The organism is Pseudomonas sp. TAE6080 (genome assembly GCF_018732265.1).
Classification (GTDB): Bacteria; Pseudomonadota; Gammaproteobacteria; order Pseudomonadales; family Pseudomonadaceae; genus Aquipseudomonas; species Aquipseudomonas brenneri.
In genome coordinates this window covers 89,023-106,930 of the sequence record NZ_JAHIDY010000013.1, presented here as the reverse complement: position 1 = coordinate 106,930, position 17,908 = coordinate 89,023, and the positions used below count along the sequence as shown (strand labels likewise).

Genomic DNA, 17,908 nt, shown 5'->3' with positions numbered 1-17,908 from the left:
TTTATTCGCTGCGCCGCCAGCTCGGCCAGGCCAGCAAAGTCACTGCTCGCAACAACCATTCGAATGGTCCGTAGGGGTGGCGGCGCAGCCAGCGCGCACTCAGCCACATTTGCCCGATAAAAATCACACCGGCGATTGGCAGCAGCAGCCATGGCTCGATTTGGTTGATCCAGCCTGCGCCATAACCGGTGAATAGCAGCCCCAGCACGGCTGACTGCAGGAGGTAATTGCTCAAGGCCATCTTGCCCAGGGGGGCCAGCAGTGTGCACAGTCGCGCGCCGCGAGGCGTGTTGAACAGTGCGAGCATCAACAAGCAATACGTGGCGGTGAGCAACGGGGCGGTCAGTTGGCCGAGGCCGAAGGCAAAGGTTTCCAGGCCGCCGCCGGGTGCGTAGGCGGCTGCCAGGGCGTAGATCAAGGCGCCGAACAGGCCCATGGGAGCAGTGATTTTCAGCAAGCGTTGCAGCTTCCAGGCAGGCGGCGAGGCGAGCCACTGTTGCCGTCCGGCGGCATAGCCGAACAGGAACATCGCCAGGGCGCTCGGCCCTTGCAGCAGCCACAACGCCGGCAACGTTTCCCACAGGTGCAGGCTATGAAACTGCAAGGTCTGCCAGGCACTGCCGGAAAAGGCTGCCAGTTTGTCCGAGGCGTCACCGTTGGTGGCGCTGCTGGCCTCGCCCGCCAATCCCTGCAAAACACCCAGGATCATCCAGGTCGAACAGGCGACTATCACCAGCCTGATCGCCCATCGTCGGGCGCGGGCCGGTGACAGGTTGCGCGCGGCCAGCAGCACCAGGCCCAGCAGCGCATAAGTGGAGAGAATCTCCCCGTAGTACAGCAGGGCGCCATGGGCCAGGCCCAGTGCCAACAGTGCCAGTTGCCGGCGCAGCATACGTGGCACAAATGCAGCCTCGGCGCGCTCGGCGGCAGACATTTGCAGGGTGAAGCTGTAGCCAAACAGAAAGGAGAACAGCAGGTAGAACTTGGTTTCGAACAGCAAGGCCACCAGCAGGCGCACCCCGTGATCGAGTGAACTGGTGTAGGCCGGGTTGCTGGAGAACGAGGCGTAATAGGGATCGGCAAAGGCCCAGATATTGACGCTGAGAATGCCCAGCAAGGCAAACCCGCGTAACGCGTCGACTTGTATCAAGCGTGCATTGGTTACTGATGGCATGTTCAACGCCCCTGTAGCAGGTGAACCACCAAGCCTTGCAGGACCGTGGTCTGTTGCGCGGGGTGGAAGTCCGGGTCGGCAGCCACGCGAGCGAACATGCCGTCGATCAGGGCGGCCAGCCAATTGGCGGCTTCTGGCGCGCTCAACGAGGTTTGCAATTGCCCGGCCTTGTCAGCCGCCAGTACCAATGCTTGCAGGCCGTCACGCAAGGCGCGGTCATTGGCCTTCACCAGGCGCGCCACGGCTTCGTCGCGATGCCCCAGGGCCGAGATCTCCAGCGCCAGGCCTGCGTAGTGACGGTCGCAGGCCAGTTGGCAGACCTGATCAAGGAAGGCCAGCAACTGCGCCATTGGATCCGCCGCCTTGGCCAGCGGTGCCATGGCCTGTTGGATTTCTTCACCTTCGCGGGCCACCAGCGCCAGCAACACCTCGTGCTTGCTGGCGAAATAGTGGAACAGATTGCCGGCGCTCATGCCGGCCAGGGCACAGATGTCAGCGGTACGCGTGGCGACAAAACCCGCCTCGGCAAAACACTGGGACGCGGCGTCCAGGAGGGCCATGCGTTTGCTTTCGCGTTGCTGGGGATCAATGGTGCGCACGCTGGGTCTCATTAATTAATTGAGTGGTCACTCAATTTATGAGGTGTAAGAATTTTCTGCAAGCTTTTTGCTTCAAGGCAATTATTTAAGTGAATGCTCTAAAAAAATCTCACAAGCGTCTGGATAGTTTCTACGCTTGAAGTAAGACGGCTTCTGGCCCAGGAAGTCAGTCAGTTTGCTCGCTGAGGCATTGCACTTCGCGGACAGAGTTGTGGGGCGGGAGTTGTTGTTTATTAAACGGAGAAACATTCCATGGCCAAGTCCATTGGTGTCGCAGGGGTTCTGGCGCTTTTTTTCAGCCGCAAATTGTCATTGCATGGCCGCCGGCTGAGCTCGGATGAGGCGCAACTGCTTGAGCAGTACCGTGCCTTGACCGAAAACGATCAAGTTGCAATGCGCTATCTGATTGGCGCGATGAAGAGTGTGTCGCGCTTTTGAACCGCCAAGGGCGTTCCCACGCCGCAATGTGCGTGGGAACGTTTGGCATCAGCTGTACTTGCGCTTGTCCGGTGCAGGCGGGAAGTACTGGTACAACCAGGTTTCACTCAAGGTCCGGTCATTGGTACGAATGAACAGGCGCATTTCCACCGGCTCCACGCTGTCGCTGGTCGGGTACCAGTCAAAGAGAATGCGATAGCCCTTGATGTCGTCGAGTACCAGCACGCTGAAGTCTTTCACTTCACCATGGGAACAGGTGACTACCGGCTCGATCCCGGTGCCTGCGGGCAGGCGATCGAGGCCGCCACCCTTGAAGTCCACGGCAAAGCGGCGGGCCCAGACCGGCGGGTAATGCTCGCCCGGCGCCCAGCCTTCGGTGAAGCCGCCCATGCCGGAACGGGTGGCATTGACCTGTGCCAGCGGTGTGCTGACCGGGGGCAGGGCGCTCCAGTAGAGCTTGTAGCCAAAGGTCAGGGAGTCGCCGGCGGCCACCGGTTTCTTTGGGGTCCAGAAGGCGACGATGTTGTCCATGGTCTCGCCGGTGGTAGGGATTTCCAACAGGTCGACAGAGCCTTCGCCCCACGCGGTGGTCGGTTCTACCCACAGGCTGGGGCGCTTGCTGTACCAGTCGACGGTGTCCTGGTAACTGGCGAACTCATGGTCGGTCTGCACCAGGCCGAAACCTTTCGGGTCTTTATCGGCGAAGGCATTGAATTGCAGCTTTGCCGGGTTGTTCAGCGGGCGGCAGACCCACTCACCGTTGCCACGCCACATTGCCAGGCGGTCGGAGTCGTGGATCTGTGGGTGGATGGTGTCGCACATGCGCCGTTCATGGGTGCCGCAACTGAACATGCTGGTCATCGGCGCGATGCCCATCTGCTGGATGGCGGTACGCGCATTGATATGGGCGTCGATGGCCATCACCACCTGCGTGGCCTGGCAGTCGATGTCGAAGCGGTAAGCGCCGGTGGCGCTGGGCGAGTCGAGCAGGGCGTAGACCACGAAACGGGTGCTGTCCTTGTCCGGCGTCTCGAACCAGAACTGGGTGAAATCGGGGAACTCTTCGCGTTTGCTGGCGTAGGTGTCGATGGCCAGGCCACGGGCCGAAAGGCCGTACTGGCCGGTGTTATCCACCGCGCGGAAATAACTGGCGCCAAGGAAAGACACCACATCGTGACGATCCAGCTCCGGGGCCTTGAACAGCTTGAAACCGGAAAAACCCAGGTCGCCCTTGAGCTGCTGGGTATCGACTGTGGTTTTTTCATAGTTGAACAGCGACGGACGGAAATGCACCTCCCGCGCCTGGCGGGTCTTGGGGTCGACACTGTGCATGCGCACCGGGGTCTTGAAGCCCATGCCGACGTGGAAAAACTGCACGTCCAATTGGCCCTTGAGATCTTTCCACAACGAATGATTACCGTCGTAGCCGATGGCATTGAAATTTTGTGGGGTCATGGTCGCCAGGGTGGGCGGCAGTACCTGCTTGGTGTCCTGGTACTGTTTGCCGGCCAGTTGCTTGGCCTGGCTCTTCAGCCAATCGAAGTCGAACGCCTTGGCGTCGCCATCGGCTGCACGATTACCGGCCCAGGCCTGGGCGGCCAACAGGCCACTGGCCGACAGCCCGGTGTAGGCCGCGATGGCCATGGACGCTTTGAGCAAATTCCTGCGGTGCATAAATACAACCTGTGGTGAGCAATCCCGTGCCGTTCCTGGCGCGTGCTGGATCAGAAATAACGGTTCGGACATGCCTTCGGCCAAACACAGCGGACTTTAAACAGATACCAGATAGCTTAAGGGGTTCGGTGGGGAAGGAAAATTGATTGATAGCGGGATGATGGCGTTGCATATGAAACAAGACGTGTCAGCAGGGGGGGAGGGGGATATGTACCCAACCCCAACCCCAGTTGAGTTACATCTGGAAGCACTCTATATCCAGGAATATTGGCACTTAGTTTTACGCTGAGAGCCTATTGATCCTATGAACCCAAGTCTCTGGAGGCTATGAATGAATACCCGTGGATTGCTTGATCAGTTGCTCAAGTCCGGCCAGGACATGCTGCAAAACAAGGCTGGCGGTCAACGTAAAGGCGATGACAAAGGTGCACTCGGCGGCCTGCTCGGTGGTGGCGGCCTTGGCAGCCTGTTGGGCGGCGCGGGTGGCGGGGCATTGGCTGCCGGGGCCATGGGCCTGTTGCTGGGCAATAAAAAAGCCCGCAAGTTTGGCGGTAAAGCCCTCACCTATGGTGGTCTTGCAGCATTAGGCGTGATTGCCTACAAGGCCTACGGCAACTGGCAGGCCCAGCAGGCCGGCGCGCCCAAAGGCGAGCCGCAAACCCTCGACCGCCTGCCACCGGCCCAGGTCGAGCTGCATAGCCAGGCCATCCTCAAGGCCCTGGTGGCTGCCGCCAAGGCCGATGGTCATGTGGACGAGCGCGAGCGCGCCTTGATCGAAGGTGAGTTCGTCAAGCTGGACAATGACCAGGAACTGCAGCACTGGCTGCATGCCGAACTCAACAAACCCCTGGACCCCACGGATGTGGCCCGCGCCGCGAGCACGCCGGAAATGGCCGCCGAAATGTACATCGCCAGCGTCATGCTGGTGGATGAAGAGAACTTCATGGAGAAGTCCTACCTCGACGAACTGGCCCGCCAGCTCAAGCTGGAACCCGGCCTCAAGGCCGAGCTGGAAAAACAGGTGCGCCAAGCCACCGTGTGAACGGCAGCATGCTCTACCGACACCCCGTATGCGCCTGCGCTGCGGGGTGTTTTTGTATTCCTTGAGACGTGGCCCACAACCCATTGATAAATGATGGCACTGCCTCAGCTATACTCCTCGGCATTTGATCGGCCCTTGAGGAAATACTGTGAAGAACTGGACCTTGCGCCAACGCATCTTGGCGAGCTTTGCGGTCATTATCGCCATCATGCTGCTGATGGTTGTGGTCTCGTACTCACGGTTGCTGAAGATCGAAACGAGTGAAAACCAGGTGCGCGACGACGCAGTGCCAGGGGTGTTTTTCAGCTCGATGATCCGCAGCGCCTGGGTCGACAGCTACCTGCAGACTCAGGAGCTGATCGGGTTGCGTGAGCACCTGGGGGTTTCTGAAGCCGACAAGCAGGAATACAAGTCGTTTGAGCAGCGCCTTGAGCAGCACATGGCCAGCTACGTCAGCACGATCAATCTCGATCAGGATCGCACCGAGTTCGATGCCTTCGAAGCCCTGCACCAGAACTACAACAAGGTGCTGGCCCAGGTGCTGGAATTGCACATGGCCAATAAGGAAGCCGAGGCCGTCAAGATGTTCGACGAGCAACTGACCCCGGCCTGGACCGCAGGGCGCTTGAAGCTCAACGACATCATCAACGAGAACAAAAAGATCGCCGATGAAGCCACTACCGCCATCGATGACGCCGTGGCCGCGGCGAAAATCAGCATGGGCGTTTCGCTGCTCCTGGCAATCCTCGCCGCCGCCCTGTGTGGGCTGCTGCTGATGCGCGCGATCATGGCGCCGATGAAACGCATCGTCGATATCCTCGAAACCATGCGCACCGGCGACCTGAGCAAGCGTCTGAACCTGGAGCGCAAGGACGAATTCGGCGCCGTCGAGACCGGCTTCAACGACATGATGACCGAGCTGACTGCCCTGGTATCCCAGGCCCAGCGTTCGTCGGTGCAGGTCACCACCTCGGTGACCGAAATTGCCGCCACCTCCAAGCAGCAACAGGCGACCGCCACCGAAACGGCGGCCACCACCACCGAAATCGGCGCCACTTCGCGGGAAATCGCCGCCACGTCCAAGGACCTGGTGCGCACCATGACCGAAGTGTCCACCGCCGCCGACCAGGCCTCGGTGGCCGCCGGTTCCGGCCAGCAAGGCCTGGCCCGCATGGAAGAAACCATGCACTCGGTGATGGGCGCCGCCGATCTGGTCAATGCCAAGCTGGCGATCCTCAATGAGAAGGCCGGCAACATCAACCAAGTGGTGGTCACTATCGTCAAAGTGGCCGACCAGACCAACCTGTTGTCCCTCAACGCTGCCATCGAGGCCGAGAAGGCCGGTGAGTACGGGCGCGGCTTTGCCGTGGTTGCCACCGAAGTGCGGCGCCTGGCCGACCAGACCGCCGTGGCGACCTACGATATCGAGCAGATGGTGCGCGAGATCCAGTCGGCGGTATCGGCCGGCGTGATGGGCATGGACAAATTCTCCGAAGAAGTGCGTCGCGGCATGTTCGAAGTGCAGCAAGTGGGCGAGCAACTGTCGCAGATCATCCACCAGGTGCAGGCCCTGGCGCCGCGCGTGCTGATGGTCAACGAGGGCATGCAGGCCCAGGCCACCGGTGCCGAGCAGATCAACCATGCGCTGGTGCAATTGGGCGATGCCAGCAGCCAGACCGTGGAGTCCCTGCGCCAGGCCAGCTTTGCCATTGATGAATTGAGCCAGGTTGCGGTCGGTCTGCGCAGCGGCGTGTCGCGTTTCAAAGTCTGATGAGTGATCCAGCGGCGAAACGCGGCGCCGTGACGGCAGCCAAAAAAGCCTTGTTCCTGGTGTTTCATATCGGCAGCGAGCGCTACGCCCTCAAGGCCACGGAAGTGGCCGAGGTGTTGCCGCGCCTGCCGCTCAAGCCTATCGCCCATGCGCCGATGTGGGTCGCCGGGATCTTTGCCCATCGCGGCAAAATGGTGCCGGTGATCGACCTCAGCGCCCTGACCTTTGGCACGCTGGCCCAGGCCCGCACCAGTACGCGGCTGGTGCTGGTCAACTATCAGCCTGAAACCTGGCTGGAGTCGCGCTGGCTGGGGCTGATCCTCGAACAGGCCACTGACACCCTGCGCTGCGATCCGGCGGATTTCCAGGCCTATGGCCTGGATAATCGCCAGGCGCCCTACCTGGGGCCGGTGCGCGAAGACGAACGGGGGTTGATGCAGTGGATCGGGGTGGGTGACTTGCTCAGCGCCGAGGTCCGCGCCTTGCTGTTTGCCCCCGACCTGAACGTTGGGGCGGCGGGATGAGCAATGACCAACGTTTTTTCGACTTCCTCAAGGAACGCATCGGCCTGGACGTCGCCTCGGTGGGCGAAGCGATTATCGAGCGCGCCGTGCGCCAGCGCAGCCAGGCGTTGCAGGGGCTGAGTGCCGATCAGTACTGGCAACGCCTGCAAACCAGCGGTGAGGAACAGCAGGCGCTGATCGAAGCGGTCATCGTCCCCGAGACCTGGTTTTTCCGTTATCCCGAGTCCTTTGCCACCCTGGCGCGGCTGGCGCTGACGCGGCTGGGCGAGATCAAGCACATGCGCGCCCTGCGCATTCTCAGCCTGCCGTGCTCGACCGGCGAGGAACCCTATTCCATCGCCATGGCCCTGCTCGATGCAGGCCTTTCGCCCCACCAGTTCAAGGTGCAAGGCATGGACGTCAGCCCCCTGTCGGTGGAGCGGGCGCGGCGCGGGGTGTATGGCAAGAATTCCTTTCGTGGCCAGGACCTTGAGTTTCGTGAGCGGCACTTTCGCGCTGAGGAGGACGGCTACCACGTTGCCGACCGGGTGCGTGAACAGGTGCGGCTGCAAGTGGGTAACCTGCTGGACCCGCAATTGCTGGCCAATGAGCCGACCTATGATTTCGTGTTTTGCCGCAACCTGTTGATCTACTTCGACCAGCCAACCCAGAAGCAGGTGTTTGAAGTGCTCAAGGGCCTGACTCACGTTGAGGGTGTGCTGTTTATCGGCCCAGCCGAAGGCAGCTTGCTGGGGCGCCTGGGCATGCGCTCGATTGGTGTGCCGCAGTCGTTTGCCTTCAGTCGTCATGCCGAAGTCGCGCCTGAGCCGGTCTTTGCCCCCATACCGCCTCCGGTACCCCAGCGCAGTGCTGCACCGATCCCCACCAAACCCCGACCGTTCAGTGCATTCGCGGCGCCGGTGGTACCGATCAAGCCTGCGCCCGAGCACTCGGATGCCGCCGATCTGCTTGGTCAGATCGCGACCCTGGCCAATGAAGGCAAAAGCCTTGAGGCCCGTGCTGCCTGCGAGCGCTACCTGCAGAACCATCCACCGGCGGCCCAGGTGTTCTACTGGCTGGGCTTGCTCAGTGATGTGGCGGGTAGCGCCCTGGAAGCCCAGGGGTATTATCGAAAAGCCTTGTACCTGGAACCCCAGCATCCGCAGGCCTTGATGCACCTGGCCGCGTTGCTGGAGTCCCAGGGCGATACGGCGGGGGCACGGCGCTTGCAAGCCCGTGCCGCCCGTAGCGAGCGAGCCGCTGACAGTGAGCGTAAACGATGAGTAGCTCCGCATCCCCGGACACCGACCTGGACCTGACGGTAGCCGATACCCAGGCCATCGACGATTGCTGGAACCGCATTGGGATCCATGGTGATAAATCCTGCCCGTTGCTGGCCGAGCATATCCACTGCCGCAACTGCGCGGTGTATTCCGCAGCGGCCACTCGCCTGCTGGATCGTTACGCCTTGCAGCAGGAAGACCGTCACCCCAACGCCAGCACAGAAGCCGACGATGAGATCGCCACCCGTTCATTGCTGATGTTCCGCCTGGGCGAAGAGTGGCTGGGCATCGCCACCCGCTGCCTGGTGGAAGTGGCGCCGTTGCAGCCGATCCACTCCTTGCCCCACCAGCGCTCCCGGGCGCTGCTCGGGGTTGCCAATGTGCGCGGAGCACTGGTGGCCTGCCTGTCCCTGGTAGAGTTGCTCGGGCTCGACAGCACCGCCGGCGGCCCCAGTGGGGGGCGGATCATGCCGCGTATGTTGATCATCGCCGCGCAGGATGGGCCGGTGGTGGTGCCGGTGGATGAAGTGGATGGCATCCATGCCATTGACGAGCACACCTTGAAAGCGGCGTCTGCCTCCGGTACCCAGGCCAGTGCGCGCTATACCCAGGGCGTGTTGCAGTTCAAGGGCCGCAGCCTGCGCTGGCTGGACGAGGCGCAACTGTTGTCTGCCGTGACCCGGAGCCTCACATGACCCCCGACCAGATGCGCGATGCCTCGCTGCTGGAGCTGTTCAGCCTGGAAGCCGATGCCCAGACCCAGGTGCTCAGCGCCGGCCTGCTGGCCCTGGAACGCAACCCGACCCAGGCCGACCAGCTTGAAGCCTGCATGCGTGCGGCGCATTCGCTCAAGGGCGCGGCGCGGATTGTCGGGGTCGACGCCGGCGTCAGCGTGGCCCATGTGATGGAAGACTGCCTGGTCAGCGCCCAGGAGAGCCGGCTCTACCTGCAACCCGAACATATCGACGCATTGTTGCAGGGCACTGACCTGCTGATGCGCATCGCCACGCCGGGCAATACCGTGGGCCCGGCCGATATCGAGGCATATGTGGCGCTGATGGAGCGCTTGCTCGATCCGTCACAGCCGACCGCCAAGGTTGCGCCTGCGCCCGTGCCTATTCCGCAACCGCTGCCGCCCCTTGAGGAATCGCTGTTACTGCCCCTGGAACCGGAGGTCGTTGCGCCCATCCACAGTGATGCGCCGCGCCAGAGCAAACGCATGACCGAAGGTGGCGAGCGCGTCTTGCGGGTTACTGCCGAGCGTTTGAACAGTCTGTTGGACCTGTCCAGCAAATCCCTGGTGGAAACCCAGCGGCTCAAGCCGTACCTGTCCAGCCTGCAACGCCTCAAGCGTATCCAAAGCAACGGCGCCCGGGCCCTGGACAACCTCGATGGGCAGCTCAAGACTCTCGACTTGAACCTCGAAGCCCAGGAAGCCCTGGCCGACGCCCGCCGCCTGCTGAGCGAAGCGCAGTTGCTGCTGGCAGAAAAGACCGCCGAGCTCGATGAGTTTGGCTGGCAGGCCGGGCAACGCGCCCAGGTGCTGTATGACACGGCGCTGGCGTGCCGGATGCGGCCGTTTGCCGATGTGCTGGCGGGGCAGGTGCGCATGGTGCGCGACCTCGGCCGCAGCCTGGGCAAGCAGGTGCGCCTGGAAATCGAAGGCGAGAAGACCCAGGTTGACCGCGATGTACTGGAAAAACTTGAAGCGCCGCTGACCCATTTGTTGCGCAATGCCGTCGATCACGGCATCGAGATGCCCGAGCAGCGCCTGCTGGCGGGCAAGCCGGCCGAGGGCCTGATCCGCCTGCGCGCCTCGCACCAGGCGGGACTGCTGGTGCTGGAGTTGAGCGATGACGGCAACGGTGTCGACCTGGAACGCCTGCGCGCCAGTATTGTCGAACGCAACCTCTCGCCGCTGGAAACCGCCTTGCGCTTGAGCGAGGAGGAACTGCTGACGTTCCTGTTCCTGCCGGGCTTCAGCCTGCGCGACAAGGTTACTGAGGTCTCCGGGCGCGGCGTCGGCCTGGATGCGGTGCAGCACATGGTCCGCCAATTGCGCGGTGCAGTGGTGCTGGAGCAGGCGGCGGGGCAGGGCAGCCGCTTTCACCTGGAAGTGCCGCTGACCTTGTCGGTGGTGCGCAGCCTGGTGGTTGAAGTCGGCGAAGAAGCCTACGCCTTTCCCCTGGCCCATATCGAGCGCATGTGTGACCTGGAACCCGACGAAATCGTGCAATTGGAAGGCCGCCAGCATTTCTGGCATGAGGGCCGGCATGTCGGCCTGGTCGCAGCCAGCCAGTTGTTGCAGCGCCCGCCGGGGCAAAACACTCAGGACACCCTCAAGGTCGTGGTGATCCGCGAGCGGGATGCGGTGTACGGGATTGCCGTGGAGCGGTTTATCGGTGAGCGCACGCTGGTGGTGCTGCCGTTGGACGATCGGCTGGGCAAAGTGCAGGACATTTCTGCCGGCGCGCTGCTCGATGACGGCTCGGTGGTGTTGATCGTCGATGTCGAGGACATGCTGCGTTCGGTGGACAAGTTGCTCAACACCGGTCGCCTGGAGCGCATTGCACGTCGCGCCCAGCAAACGGTCGAGGCCGCGCGCAAGCGCATTCTGGTAGTGGATGACTCGCTGACCGTGCGCGAATTGCAGCGCAAGCTATTACTTAACCGTGGATATGACGTAGCGGTCGCCGTCGATGGCATGGATGGCTGGAATGCTCTGCGTTCCGAAGACTTCGACCTGCTGATTACTGACATTGATATGCCTCGTATGGACGGTATTGAATTGGTCACTCTGTTGCGCCGTGACACTCGCCTGCAATCGCTGCCGGTGATGGTGGTGTCCTACAAGGATCGTGAAGAAGACCGGCGTCGTGGCCTGGATGCCGGTGCCGATTATTACCTGGCCAAGGCCAGCTTCCATGACGACGCCCTGCTGGACGCAGTGGTGGAGTTGATTGGAGGCGCCCGGGCATGAAGATCGCCATCGTCAATGACATGCCCCTGGCGGTCGAGGCTCTGCGTCGGGCCTTGAGCTTCGAGCCGGCCCATGAAGTGGTGTGGGTTGCCACCAATGGCCTGGAAGCTGTGCAACGCTGCGCCGAGTTGACCCCGGATCTGATCCTGATGGACCTGATCATGCCGGTGATGGATGGCGTGGAGGCGACCCGGCAGATCATGGCCGAGACGCCATGCGCTATTGTTATCGTTACCGTGGATCGCCAGCAGAATGTCAGCCGCGTGTTCGAAGCCATGGGGCATGGCGCGCTGGATGTGGTGGACACCCCGGCGCTGGGCGTTGGTGATGCCAAGGAGGCGGCAGCCCCCTTGCTGCGCAAGATCCTCAACATTGGCTGGCTGATTGGCCAGCGCGGCAGCCGGGTGCGGGCCGAGCCGGTGCATCCGCGAAGTACGGGCAAGCGCCGCAGCCTGGTGGCCATAGGCTCTTCGGCAGGCGGGCCGGCGGCGCTGGAAATCCTTCTCAAGGGCTTGCCTCGGGACTTTGCGGCAGCCATTGTGCTGGTGCAGCATGTGGATCAGGTGTTCGCCGCCGGCATGGCCGAGTGGCTGAGCAGCGCCTCGGGCCTGCCGGTGCGTCTGGCGCGTGAGGGAGAGCCACCCCAAAGCGGCGTGGTATTGCTGGCCGGCACCAATCATCATATCCGGCTGCTGAAAAATGGCACGCTGGCCTACACGGCGGAGCCCGTGAACGAGATTTATCGGCCGTCCATCGACGTGTTTTTCGAGAGCGTCGCCAGCCATTGGAACGGCGATGCCATCGGCGTATTGCTGACCGGCATGGGACGCGACGGGGCCCAGGGACTCAAATTGATGCGTCAGCAGGGCTATCTGACCATCGCTCAGGATCAGCAGAGCTGTGCAGTTTACGGCATGCCCAAAGCGGCGGCGGCGATTGATGCCGCTGTTGAGATTCGCCCATTGGACAGAATTGCGCCACGATTGCTGGAGGTATTCGCAAAATGACCGATATAACTCGCTGTCCTGGCCTGCACGTAGTAATTCAGGTGACTGCAAATGAATGATTTACAGCTCGACGACTTCAAGACCGACGAAAACGCCGCCATGGTGTTGCTGGTCGACGACCAGGCGATGATCGGCGAAGCCGTGCGGCGCGGTCTGGCCCAAGAGGAGAATATCGACTTCCACTTTTGTGCCGATCCCCACCAGGCCATCTCCCAGGCGATCCGCATCAAGCCGACGGTGATCCTGCAGGACCTGGTCATGCCCGGGCTGGACGGCCTGACCCTGGTGCGCGAATACCGTAACCACCCGGCGACCCAGAACATCCCGATCATCGTGCTTTCCACCAAGGAAGACCCGCTGATCAAGAGTGCCGCGTTTGCCGCCGGGGCCAATGACTATCTGGTCAAGCTGCCGGACAATATCGAACTGGTGGCGCGCATCCGCTACCACTCGCGCTCGTACATGACCCTGCTGCAGCGGGACGCGGCCTATCGCGCGCTGCGGGTCAGCCAGCAACAGTTGCTGGACACCAACCTGGTGCTGCAACGGTTGATGAACTCCGACGGTTTGACCGGGCTGTCCAACCGCCGGCACTTCGACGAGTACCTGGAGCTGGAATGGCGGCGCGCCATGCGTGACCAGACCCAGTTGTCGTTGCTGATGATCGACGTGGACTTCTTCAAGACCTACAACGACAGCTTTGGCCACCTGGAAGGTGACGAAGCATTGCGCAAGGTAGCGGCGACCATTCGCGATGCCAGCAGCCGTCCTTCGGACCTGCCGGCGCGCTACGGGGGCGAGGAGTTTGCCCTGGTGCTGCCCAATACCTCGCCTGGCGGTGCGCGACTGGTGGCCGAGAAACTGCGTCAGGCCGTCGCGGCCCTGAAGATCCCGCACATAGCCCCGGCCGATGGTGCGAGCCTGACCATCAGCATTGGTTTGGCGACCATGACGCCGCTGTTGGGGACCGATTGCCGGCAGTTGATCTCGGCGGCGGACAAGGGGTTGTACCTGGCCAAGCACAATGGGCGCAACCAGGTGGGGATTGAATAACCCACAGAACACCGCCAACCCAATGTAGGAGCAGGCAAGCCAGCTCCCACATTGGGTCTTTATCAGTCTGTAGATATCGCACAAACCCAGCCTTTTCGGCCAAGCGGACTGCCGTTTTCGGCCTTTTGCCGTTATACTCGCCGGCTTTCAAAAGTTCGCCAACGAGTGCTGCCCGCCATGGAAATCAACCCGATCCTTAACACCATCAAGGACCTGTCCGAGCGCTCCGAAACTATTCGGGGGTATCTTTGACTACGATCAAAAGCATGAGCGTCTGACCGAAGTCAATCGCGAGCTTGAAGATCCGGCTGTCTGGAACAAACCTGAATACGCCCAGGAACTGGGCCGCGAGCGCGCTGCGCTGGCGCAGATCGTGGATACCCTCGACGAATTGAACACCGGTCTGGGCGATTGCCGCGACCTGCTGGACATGGCCGTCGAAGAAAACGACGAAGGCGCAGTGGGCGATGTCGTCGCCGAGCTGGCCCGTCTCGAGGACAACCTCGCCAAACTCGAATTCCGCCGCATGTTCAGCCACGAAATGGACCCGAACAACGCCTACCTGGATATCCAGGCCGGTTCCGGTGGCACCGAAGCCCAGGACTGGGCCAACATCCTGCTGCGCATGTACCTGCGCTGGGCTGACAAGCGCGGTTTCGAAGCAACCATCATGGAACTGTCGGCCGGTGAAGTCGCCGGTATCAAGGGTGCGACCGTGCACATCAAGGGTGAATACGCCTTTGGCTGGCTGCGCACCGAAATCGGCGTACACCGCCTGGTGCGCAAGAGCCCGTTCGATTCCGGCAACCGTCGCCACACCTCGTTCTCCGCCGTTTTCGTCTCGCCAGAGATCGACGACAAGGTGGAAATCGAGATCAACCCGGCCGACCTGCGCATCGACACCTACCGCTCCTCCGGTGCCGGTGGCCAGCACGTAAACACCACCGACTCGGCCGTACGTATCACCCACGTACCGACCAACACCGTGGTCAGCTGCCAGAACGAACGTTCCCAGCACGCGAACAAAGACACCGCCATGAAAATGCTGCGGGCCAAGTTGTACGAGCAGGAAATGCAGAAGCGCAACGCCGCTTCCCAGGCGCTGGAAGACACCAAGTCGGATATCGGCTGGGGGCACCAGATCCGTTCGTATGTGCTTGATGCATCGCGGATCAAGGATCTGCGCACTAACATCGAACGCAGCGATTGCGACAAGGTGCTCGACGGCGACATCGACGAATACCTGGAAGCCAGCCTGAAATCCGGCCTGTAAAAAGATTGTAGGCGATCCCCGGCCTACGCCGGGGACAACGAACCTGATGGAAAATTTAAAGACATGAGCGACCAACAACTCGATCCGCAAGCCCTGCAACAGGAAGAAAACTCCCTGATCGCCCTGCGCAAGGAAAAGCTTGCTGCCGAGCGCGCCAAGGGTAACGCCTTCCCCAACGACTTCCGCCGCGAAAACTACTGCGATGCCTTGCAGAAGCAATACGCGGACAAGACCAAGGAAGAGCTGGCAGAGGCTGCGATCCCGGTCAAGGTGGCGGGTCGCATCATGCTCAACCGTGGCTCGTTCATGGTGATCCAGGACATGACCGGGCGCATCCAGGTCTACGTCAACCGCAAGACCCTTTCGGAAGAAACCCTGGCCTCGGTGAAAACCTGGGACATGGGCGACATCATTGCCGCCGAAGGCACCCTGGCCCGTTCCGGCAAGGGCGACCTGTACGTGGAAATGACCAACGTGCGCCTGCTGACCAAGTCGCTGCGCCCGCTGCCGGACAAGCACCACGGCCTGACCGACACCGAGCAGCGTTATCGCCAGCGCTACGTCGACCTGATCGTCAACGAAGAAGTGCGCCAGACTTTCCGTGTGCGTTCGCAAGTGATCGCGCACATCCGCAGCTTCCTGATGGCGCGCGACTTCCTTGAAGTCGAAACCCCGATGTTGCAGACCATTCCGGGCGGCGCGGCAGCCAAGCCATTTGAAACCCACCACAACGCACTGGACCTGGAAATGTTCCTGCGTATCGCGCCGGAGCTGTACCTCAAGCGCCTGGTGGTTGGCGGCTTTGAAAAGGTGTTCGAGATCAACCGCAACTTCCGTAATGAAGGTGTCTCGACCCGTCACAACCCAGAATTCACCATGTTGGAGTTCTACCAGGCCTACGCCGACTACGAAGACAACATGGACTTGACCGAAGAACTGTTCCGCGAGCTGGCGCAGTTGGTCCTGGGCAGCACCGACGTGCCGTACGGCGACAAGGTGTTCCACTTCGGCGAGCCGTTCGTACGCCTGTCGGTGTTCGACTCGATCCTCAAGTACAACCCTGAGCTGACCGCTGACGACCTGAACGACATCGACAAGGCCCGTGCCATCGCCAAGAAAGCCGGCGCCAAGGTGCTGGGCTTCGAAGGCCTGGGTAAGTTGCAGGTGATGATTTTCGAAGAGCTGGTGGAGCACAAGCTGGAACAGCCGCACTTCATTACCCAGTACCCGTTCGAAGTCTCGCCGCTGGCCCGTCGCAACGATGACAACCCGAACGTCACCGACCGTTTCGAGCTGTTTATCGGTGGTCGCGAAATCGCCAACGCCTATTCCGAGTTGAATGACGCGGAAGACCAGGCCGAGCGCTTCATGGCCCAGGTGGCCGACAAGGACGCGGGTGACGACGAAGCCATGCACTACGACGCCGACTTCGTGCGGGCGCTGGAGTACGGCATGCCGCCGACAGCCGGTGAGGGCATCGGTATCGACCGCCTGGTGATGTTGCTGACCAACTCCCCATCGATCCGCGATGTGATCTTGTTCCCGCACATGCGGCCGCAAGCGTAACCCTAGCGAATCCCGAAGCCGCCTTTTCTAAGGCGGCTTTTTTGTGTGGCCTGTACTAACGTCAAGCGTACGGCGTCAGACTATTGTTGAGTGAGAGGACGATCTTTCGTGAAGCGCGTAATGGCTCAAGAAGGCGCCGCTGGCATTGCGGCTGCCGTGGCTGAAAGTGTTCAGTACCAGGGGCGCAAGGCCAGCCGCCAGGGCAGTGAGCAGCGTCGCCAGGATATTCTCGACGCGGCCATGCGCATTGTCGTGCGCGATGGCGTACGGGCGGTGCGCCATCGGGCAGTGGCGGCGGAGGCTGGCGTGCCGTTGTCGGCCACCACCTACTACTTCAAGGACATCGACGACCTGCTTACCGACACCTTTGCCCAGTATGTGGAGCGCAGTGCGGCGTTCATGGGCAAGTTGTGGGTGCGCAACGAGGGCCTGTTGCGCGAGATGGTGGCCTACGGTGATGGCAGTGCCGAGTCGCGCTCGCAACTGGCTGATGATATTGCACGCCTGACCGCCGATTACGTCCTGCGCCAACTGCTCAACCGCCGCGAGTACCTGATGGCCGAACAGGCGTTTCGCCAGGAGGCTTTGTTGAACCCGCGCCTGGGCGAGTTGGTGCGCTCTCACCAGCAGATTTTGTTGCAGGGCACTTGCCAGTTTTTCCAGGTCCTGGGCTCCCGCGAACCTCAGCAAGATGCCAAAGTGTTGACGGCGATTATCAGTCGGATGGAATATCAGGGCCTGCTGTTCGAACCAGAGGCGCTGACTGGTGAAGAGATGCTGGAAATTCTCAAGCGCTACATGCACTTGGTGCTGGCTTCGGTCTGAGGTTTTTGCAGCACTATGGACCTGCCCATGTAGGAGCGAGCTTGCTCGCGAAGGGCGTTAACGATAACGCGGGGAACCTGACTCCCCGCGTTGCCCTCAGGCTTTTCGCGAGCAAGCTCGCTCCTACAGAAGATCGCTCATTGCTGGAGTGTCCGATGAAAGCTTGGCGTGTACTGGTAGTCGCAATGTCGTTCCTGTTGCTCAGTGGCTGCCTGGTGACCTTCAAGGAGCCCTTGCCGGCCAGCGAGGCTGCGCCTGAGGCGCTGTTGGGCAAGTGGGCCAGCAAGAACGCCTGGGGCGAACCGCTCAACCTGCAGATCAGCCGCGCGGGCGAGCATCGCTACAAGGCGGTGAGCACCTCGCAGGCCAAGCCGGTCAAACGCGATGAGTATGAGTTCAGCGTGTCCCGCCATGGCAGCCGCTGGTACTTGTCGGCGCCGCTGCCAGACAAGCTGGGCGGGCATTTTATCCTCGCGGGCTTCGAGTTGAATGATGCCCGCGAACTGGTGGTCTATAACCTCGATCCCGAGGCGGTCAACCAGGCCATCGCGCAGAAAATCCTGATGGGCAGCAGCGTGGAAACCGCCGAGGGTGATGGGATATTGATCGACAGCCCCATGAACCAGGTCCTGGCTTACCTGGACGATCCGGCCAACGCCGATGTGTTTGTCGAAGCCGTGCGCTATCAGCGCGTGGGCAAATAACGTTTAAAGAGGAAGC

General features: G+C 61.4%; 16 protein-coding genes. 13 read left to right on the top strand and 3 right to left on the bottom strand.

The genetic code is table 11. The annotated features are described in order from the left end of the window. Nucleotide 1: 1 nt before the first annotated feature. Nucleotides 2-1,174: a DUF418 domain-containing protein gene (locus KL786_RS12385; RefSeq protein ID WP_215517774.1), complete on the bottom strand. Its 1,173-nt coding sequence runs from the start codon at nucleotides 1,172-1,174 to the stop codon at nucleotides 2-4. A 2-nt stretch (nucleotides 1,175-1,176) separates the two neighbouring features. Then, on the bottom strand, nucleotides 1,177-1,773 hold the full coding sequence (locus KL786_RS12380) for a TetR/AcrR family transcriptional regulator (protein WP_215517773.1): 597 nt from the start codon (nucleotides 1,771-1,773) through the stop codon (nucleotides 1,177-1,179). Between the two features lie 252 nt (nucleotides 1,774-2,025). Between KL786_RS12380 and KL786_RS12375 the strand changes: the two genes are divergently transcribed. Continuing rightward, nucleotides 2,026-2,211 (top strand): hypothetical protein, encoded by a 186-nt coding sequence (locus tag KL786_RS12375; protein WP_215517772.1) that lies wholly within the window; start codon nucleotides 2,026-2,028, stop codon nucleotides 2,209-2,211. A gap of 48 nt (nucleotides 2,212-2,259) precedes the next feature. On the opposite strand, the gene KL786_RS12370 is transcribed toward KL786_RS12375, so the two are convergent. Then, a complete protein-coding gene (locus tag KL786_RS12370) occupies nucleotides 2,260-3,885 on the bottom strand; it encodes a glucan biosynthesis protein D (RefSeq protein ID WP_215517771.1) in 1,626 nt (541 codons plus the stop codon). A 331-nt stretch (nucleotides 3,886-4,216) separates the two neighbouring features. Here KL786_RS12370 and KL786_RS12365 point away from each other — a divergent pair, with 331 nt between their 5' ends. The 12 genes from KL786_RS12365 to KL786_RS12310 all read left to right on the top strand — a co-directional run bounded on the left by KL786_RS12365 (nucleotide 4,217) and on the right by KL786_RS12310 (nucleotide 17,892). After that, on the top strand, nucleotides 4,217-4,927 hold the full coding sequence (locus KL786_RS12365) for a tellurite resistance TerB family protein (protein ID WP_032858220.1): 711 nt from the start codon (nucleotides 4,217-4,219) through the stop codon (nucleotides 4,925-4,927). Nucleotides 4,928-5,075: 148 nt separating this feature from the next. Then, the gene (locus KL786_RS12360) at nucleotides 5,076-6,698 is read left to right on the top strand and encodes a methyl-accepting chemotaxis protein (protein WP_215517770.1); all 1,623 of its coding nucleotides are present in this window, start codon (nucleotides 5,076-5,078) and stop codon (nucleotides 6,696-6,698) included. Next, a complete protein-coding gene (locus tag KL786_RS12355) occupies nucleotides 6,698-7,222 on the top strand; it encodes a chemotaxis protein CheW (protein WP_215517769.1) in 525 nt (174 codons plus the stop codon). Before KL786_RS12360 ends, KL786_RS12355 begins: the two co-directional genes overlap by 1 nt. Continuing rightward, entirely contained in the window at nucleotides 7,219-8,484 is a 1,266-nt protein-coding gene (locus KL786_RS12350; RefSeq protein WP_215517768.1) for a CheR family methyltransferase, read from the top strand. Before KL786_RS12355 ends, KL786_RS12350 begins: the two co-directional genes overlap by 4 nt. Further along, nucleotides 8,481-9,179, top strand: a complete 699-nt coding sequence (locus KL786_RS12345) for a chemotaxis protein CheW (protein WP_215517767.1) — start codon at nucleotides 8,481-8,483, stop codon at nucleotides 9,177-9,179. The genes KL786_RS12350 and KL786_RS12345 overlap by 4 nt, the downstream gene beginning before the upstream one ends. After that, complete coding sequence (locus KL786_RS12340; RefSeq protein ID WP_215517766.1) at nucleotides 9,176-11,464, top strand: hybrid sensor histidine kinase/response regulator; 2,289 nt, start codon at nucleotides 9,176-9,178, stop codon at nucleotides 11,462-11,464. The genes KL786_RS12345 and KL786_RS12340 overlap by 4 nt, the downstream gene beginning before the upstream one ends. Beyond that, nucleotides 11,461-12,471, top strand: coding sequence for a chemotaxis response regulator protein-glutamate methylesterase (locus KL786_RS12335; protein ID WP_215517765.1), 1,011 nt, complete (start codon nucleotides 11,461-11,463; stop codon nucleotides 12,469-12,471). The genes KL786_RS12340 and KL786_RS12335 overlap by 4 nt, the downstream gene beginning before the upstream one ends. Nucleotides 12,472-12,522: 51 nt before the next feature. Beyond that, complete coding sequence (locus KL786_RS12330; RefSeq protein WP_215517764.1) at nucleotides 12,523-13,524, top strand: diguanylate cyclase domain-containing protein; 1,002 nt, start codon at nucleotides 12,523-12,525, stop codon at nucleotides 13,522-13,524. Nucleotides 13,525-13,701: 177 nt separating this feature from the next. Continuing rightward, nucleotides 13,702-14,797, top strand: a protein-coding gene (gene prfB / locus KL786_RS12325; protein WP_104911704.1) for a peptide chain release factor 2 whose coding sequence is annotated in 2 segments (ribosomal slippage) — nucleotides 13,702-13,773 and nucleotides 13,775-14,797 — 1,095 coding nt in all. Because the reading frame shifts where the segments join, the coding sequence is not laid out codon by codon here. Nucleotides 14,798-14,860: 63 nt separating this feature from the next. Continuing rightward, on the top strand, nucleotides 14,861-16,363 hold the full coding sequence (gene lysS / locus KL786_RS12320; protein WP_032858210.1) for a lysine--tRNA ligase: 1,503 nt from the start codon (nucleotides 14,861-14,863) through the stop codon (nucleotides 16,361-16,363). A 108-nt stretch (nucleotides 16,364-16,471) separates the two neighbouring features. After that, nucleotides 16,472-17,188, top strand: coding sequence for a TetR/AcrR family transcriptional regulator (locus KL786_RS12315; protein WP_029300174.1), 717 nt, complete (start codon nucleotides 16,472-16,474; stop codon nucleotides 17,186-17,188). A 155-nt stretch (nucleotides 17,189-17,343) separates the two neighbouring features. Beyond that, nucleotides 17,344-17,892, top strand: coding sequence for a hypothetical protein (locus tag KL786_RS12310; protein WP_215517763.1), 549 nt, complete (start codon nucleotides 17,344-17,346; stop codon nucleotides 17,890-17,892). Nucleotides 17,893-17,908 lie beyond the last annotated feature (16 nt).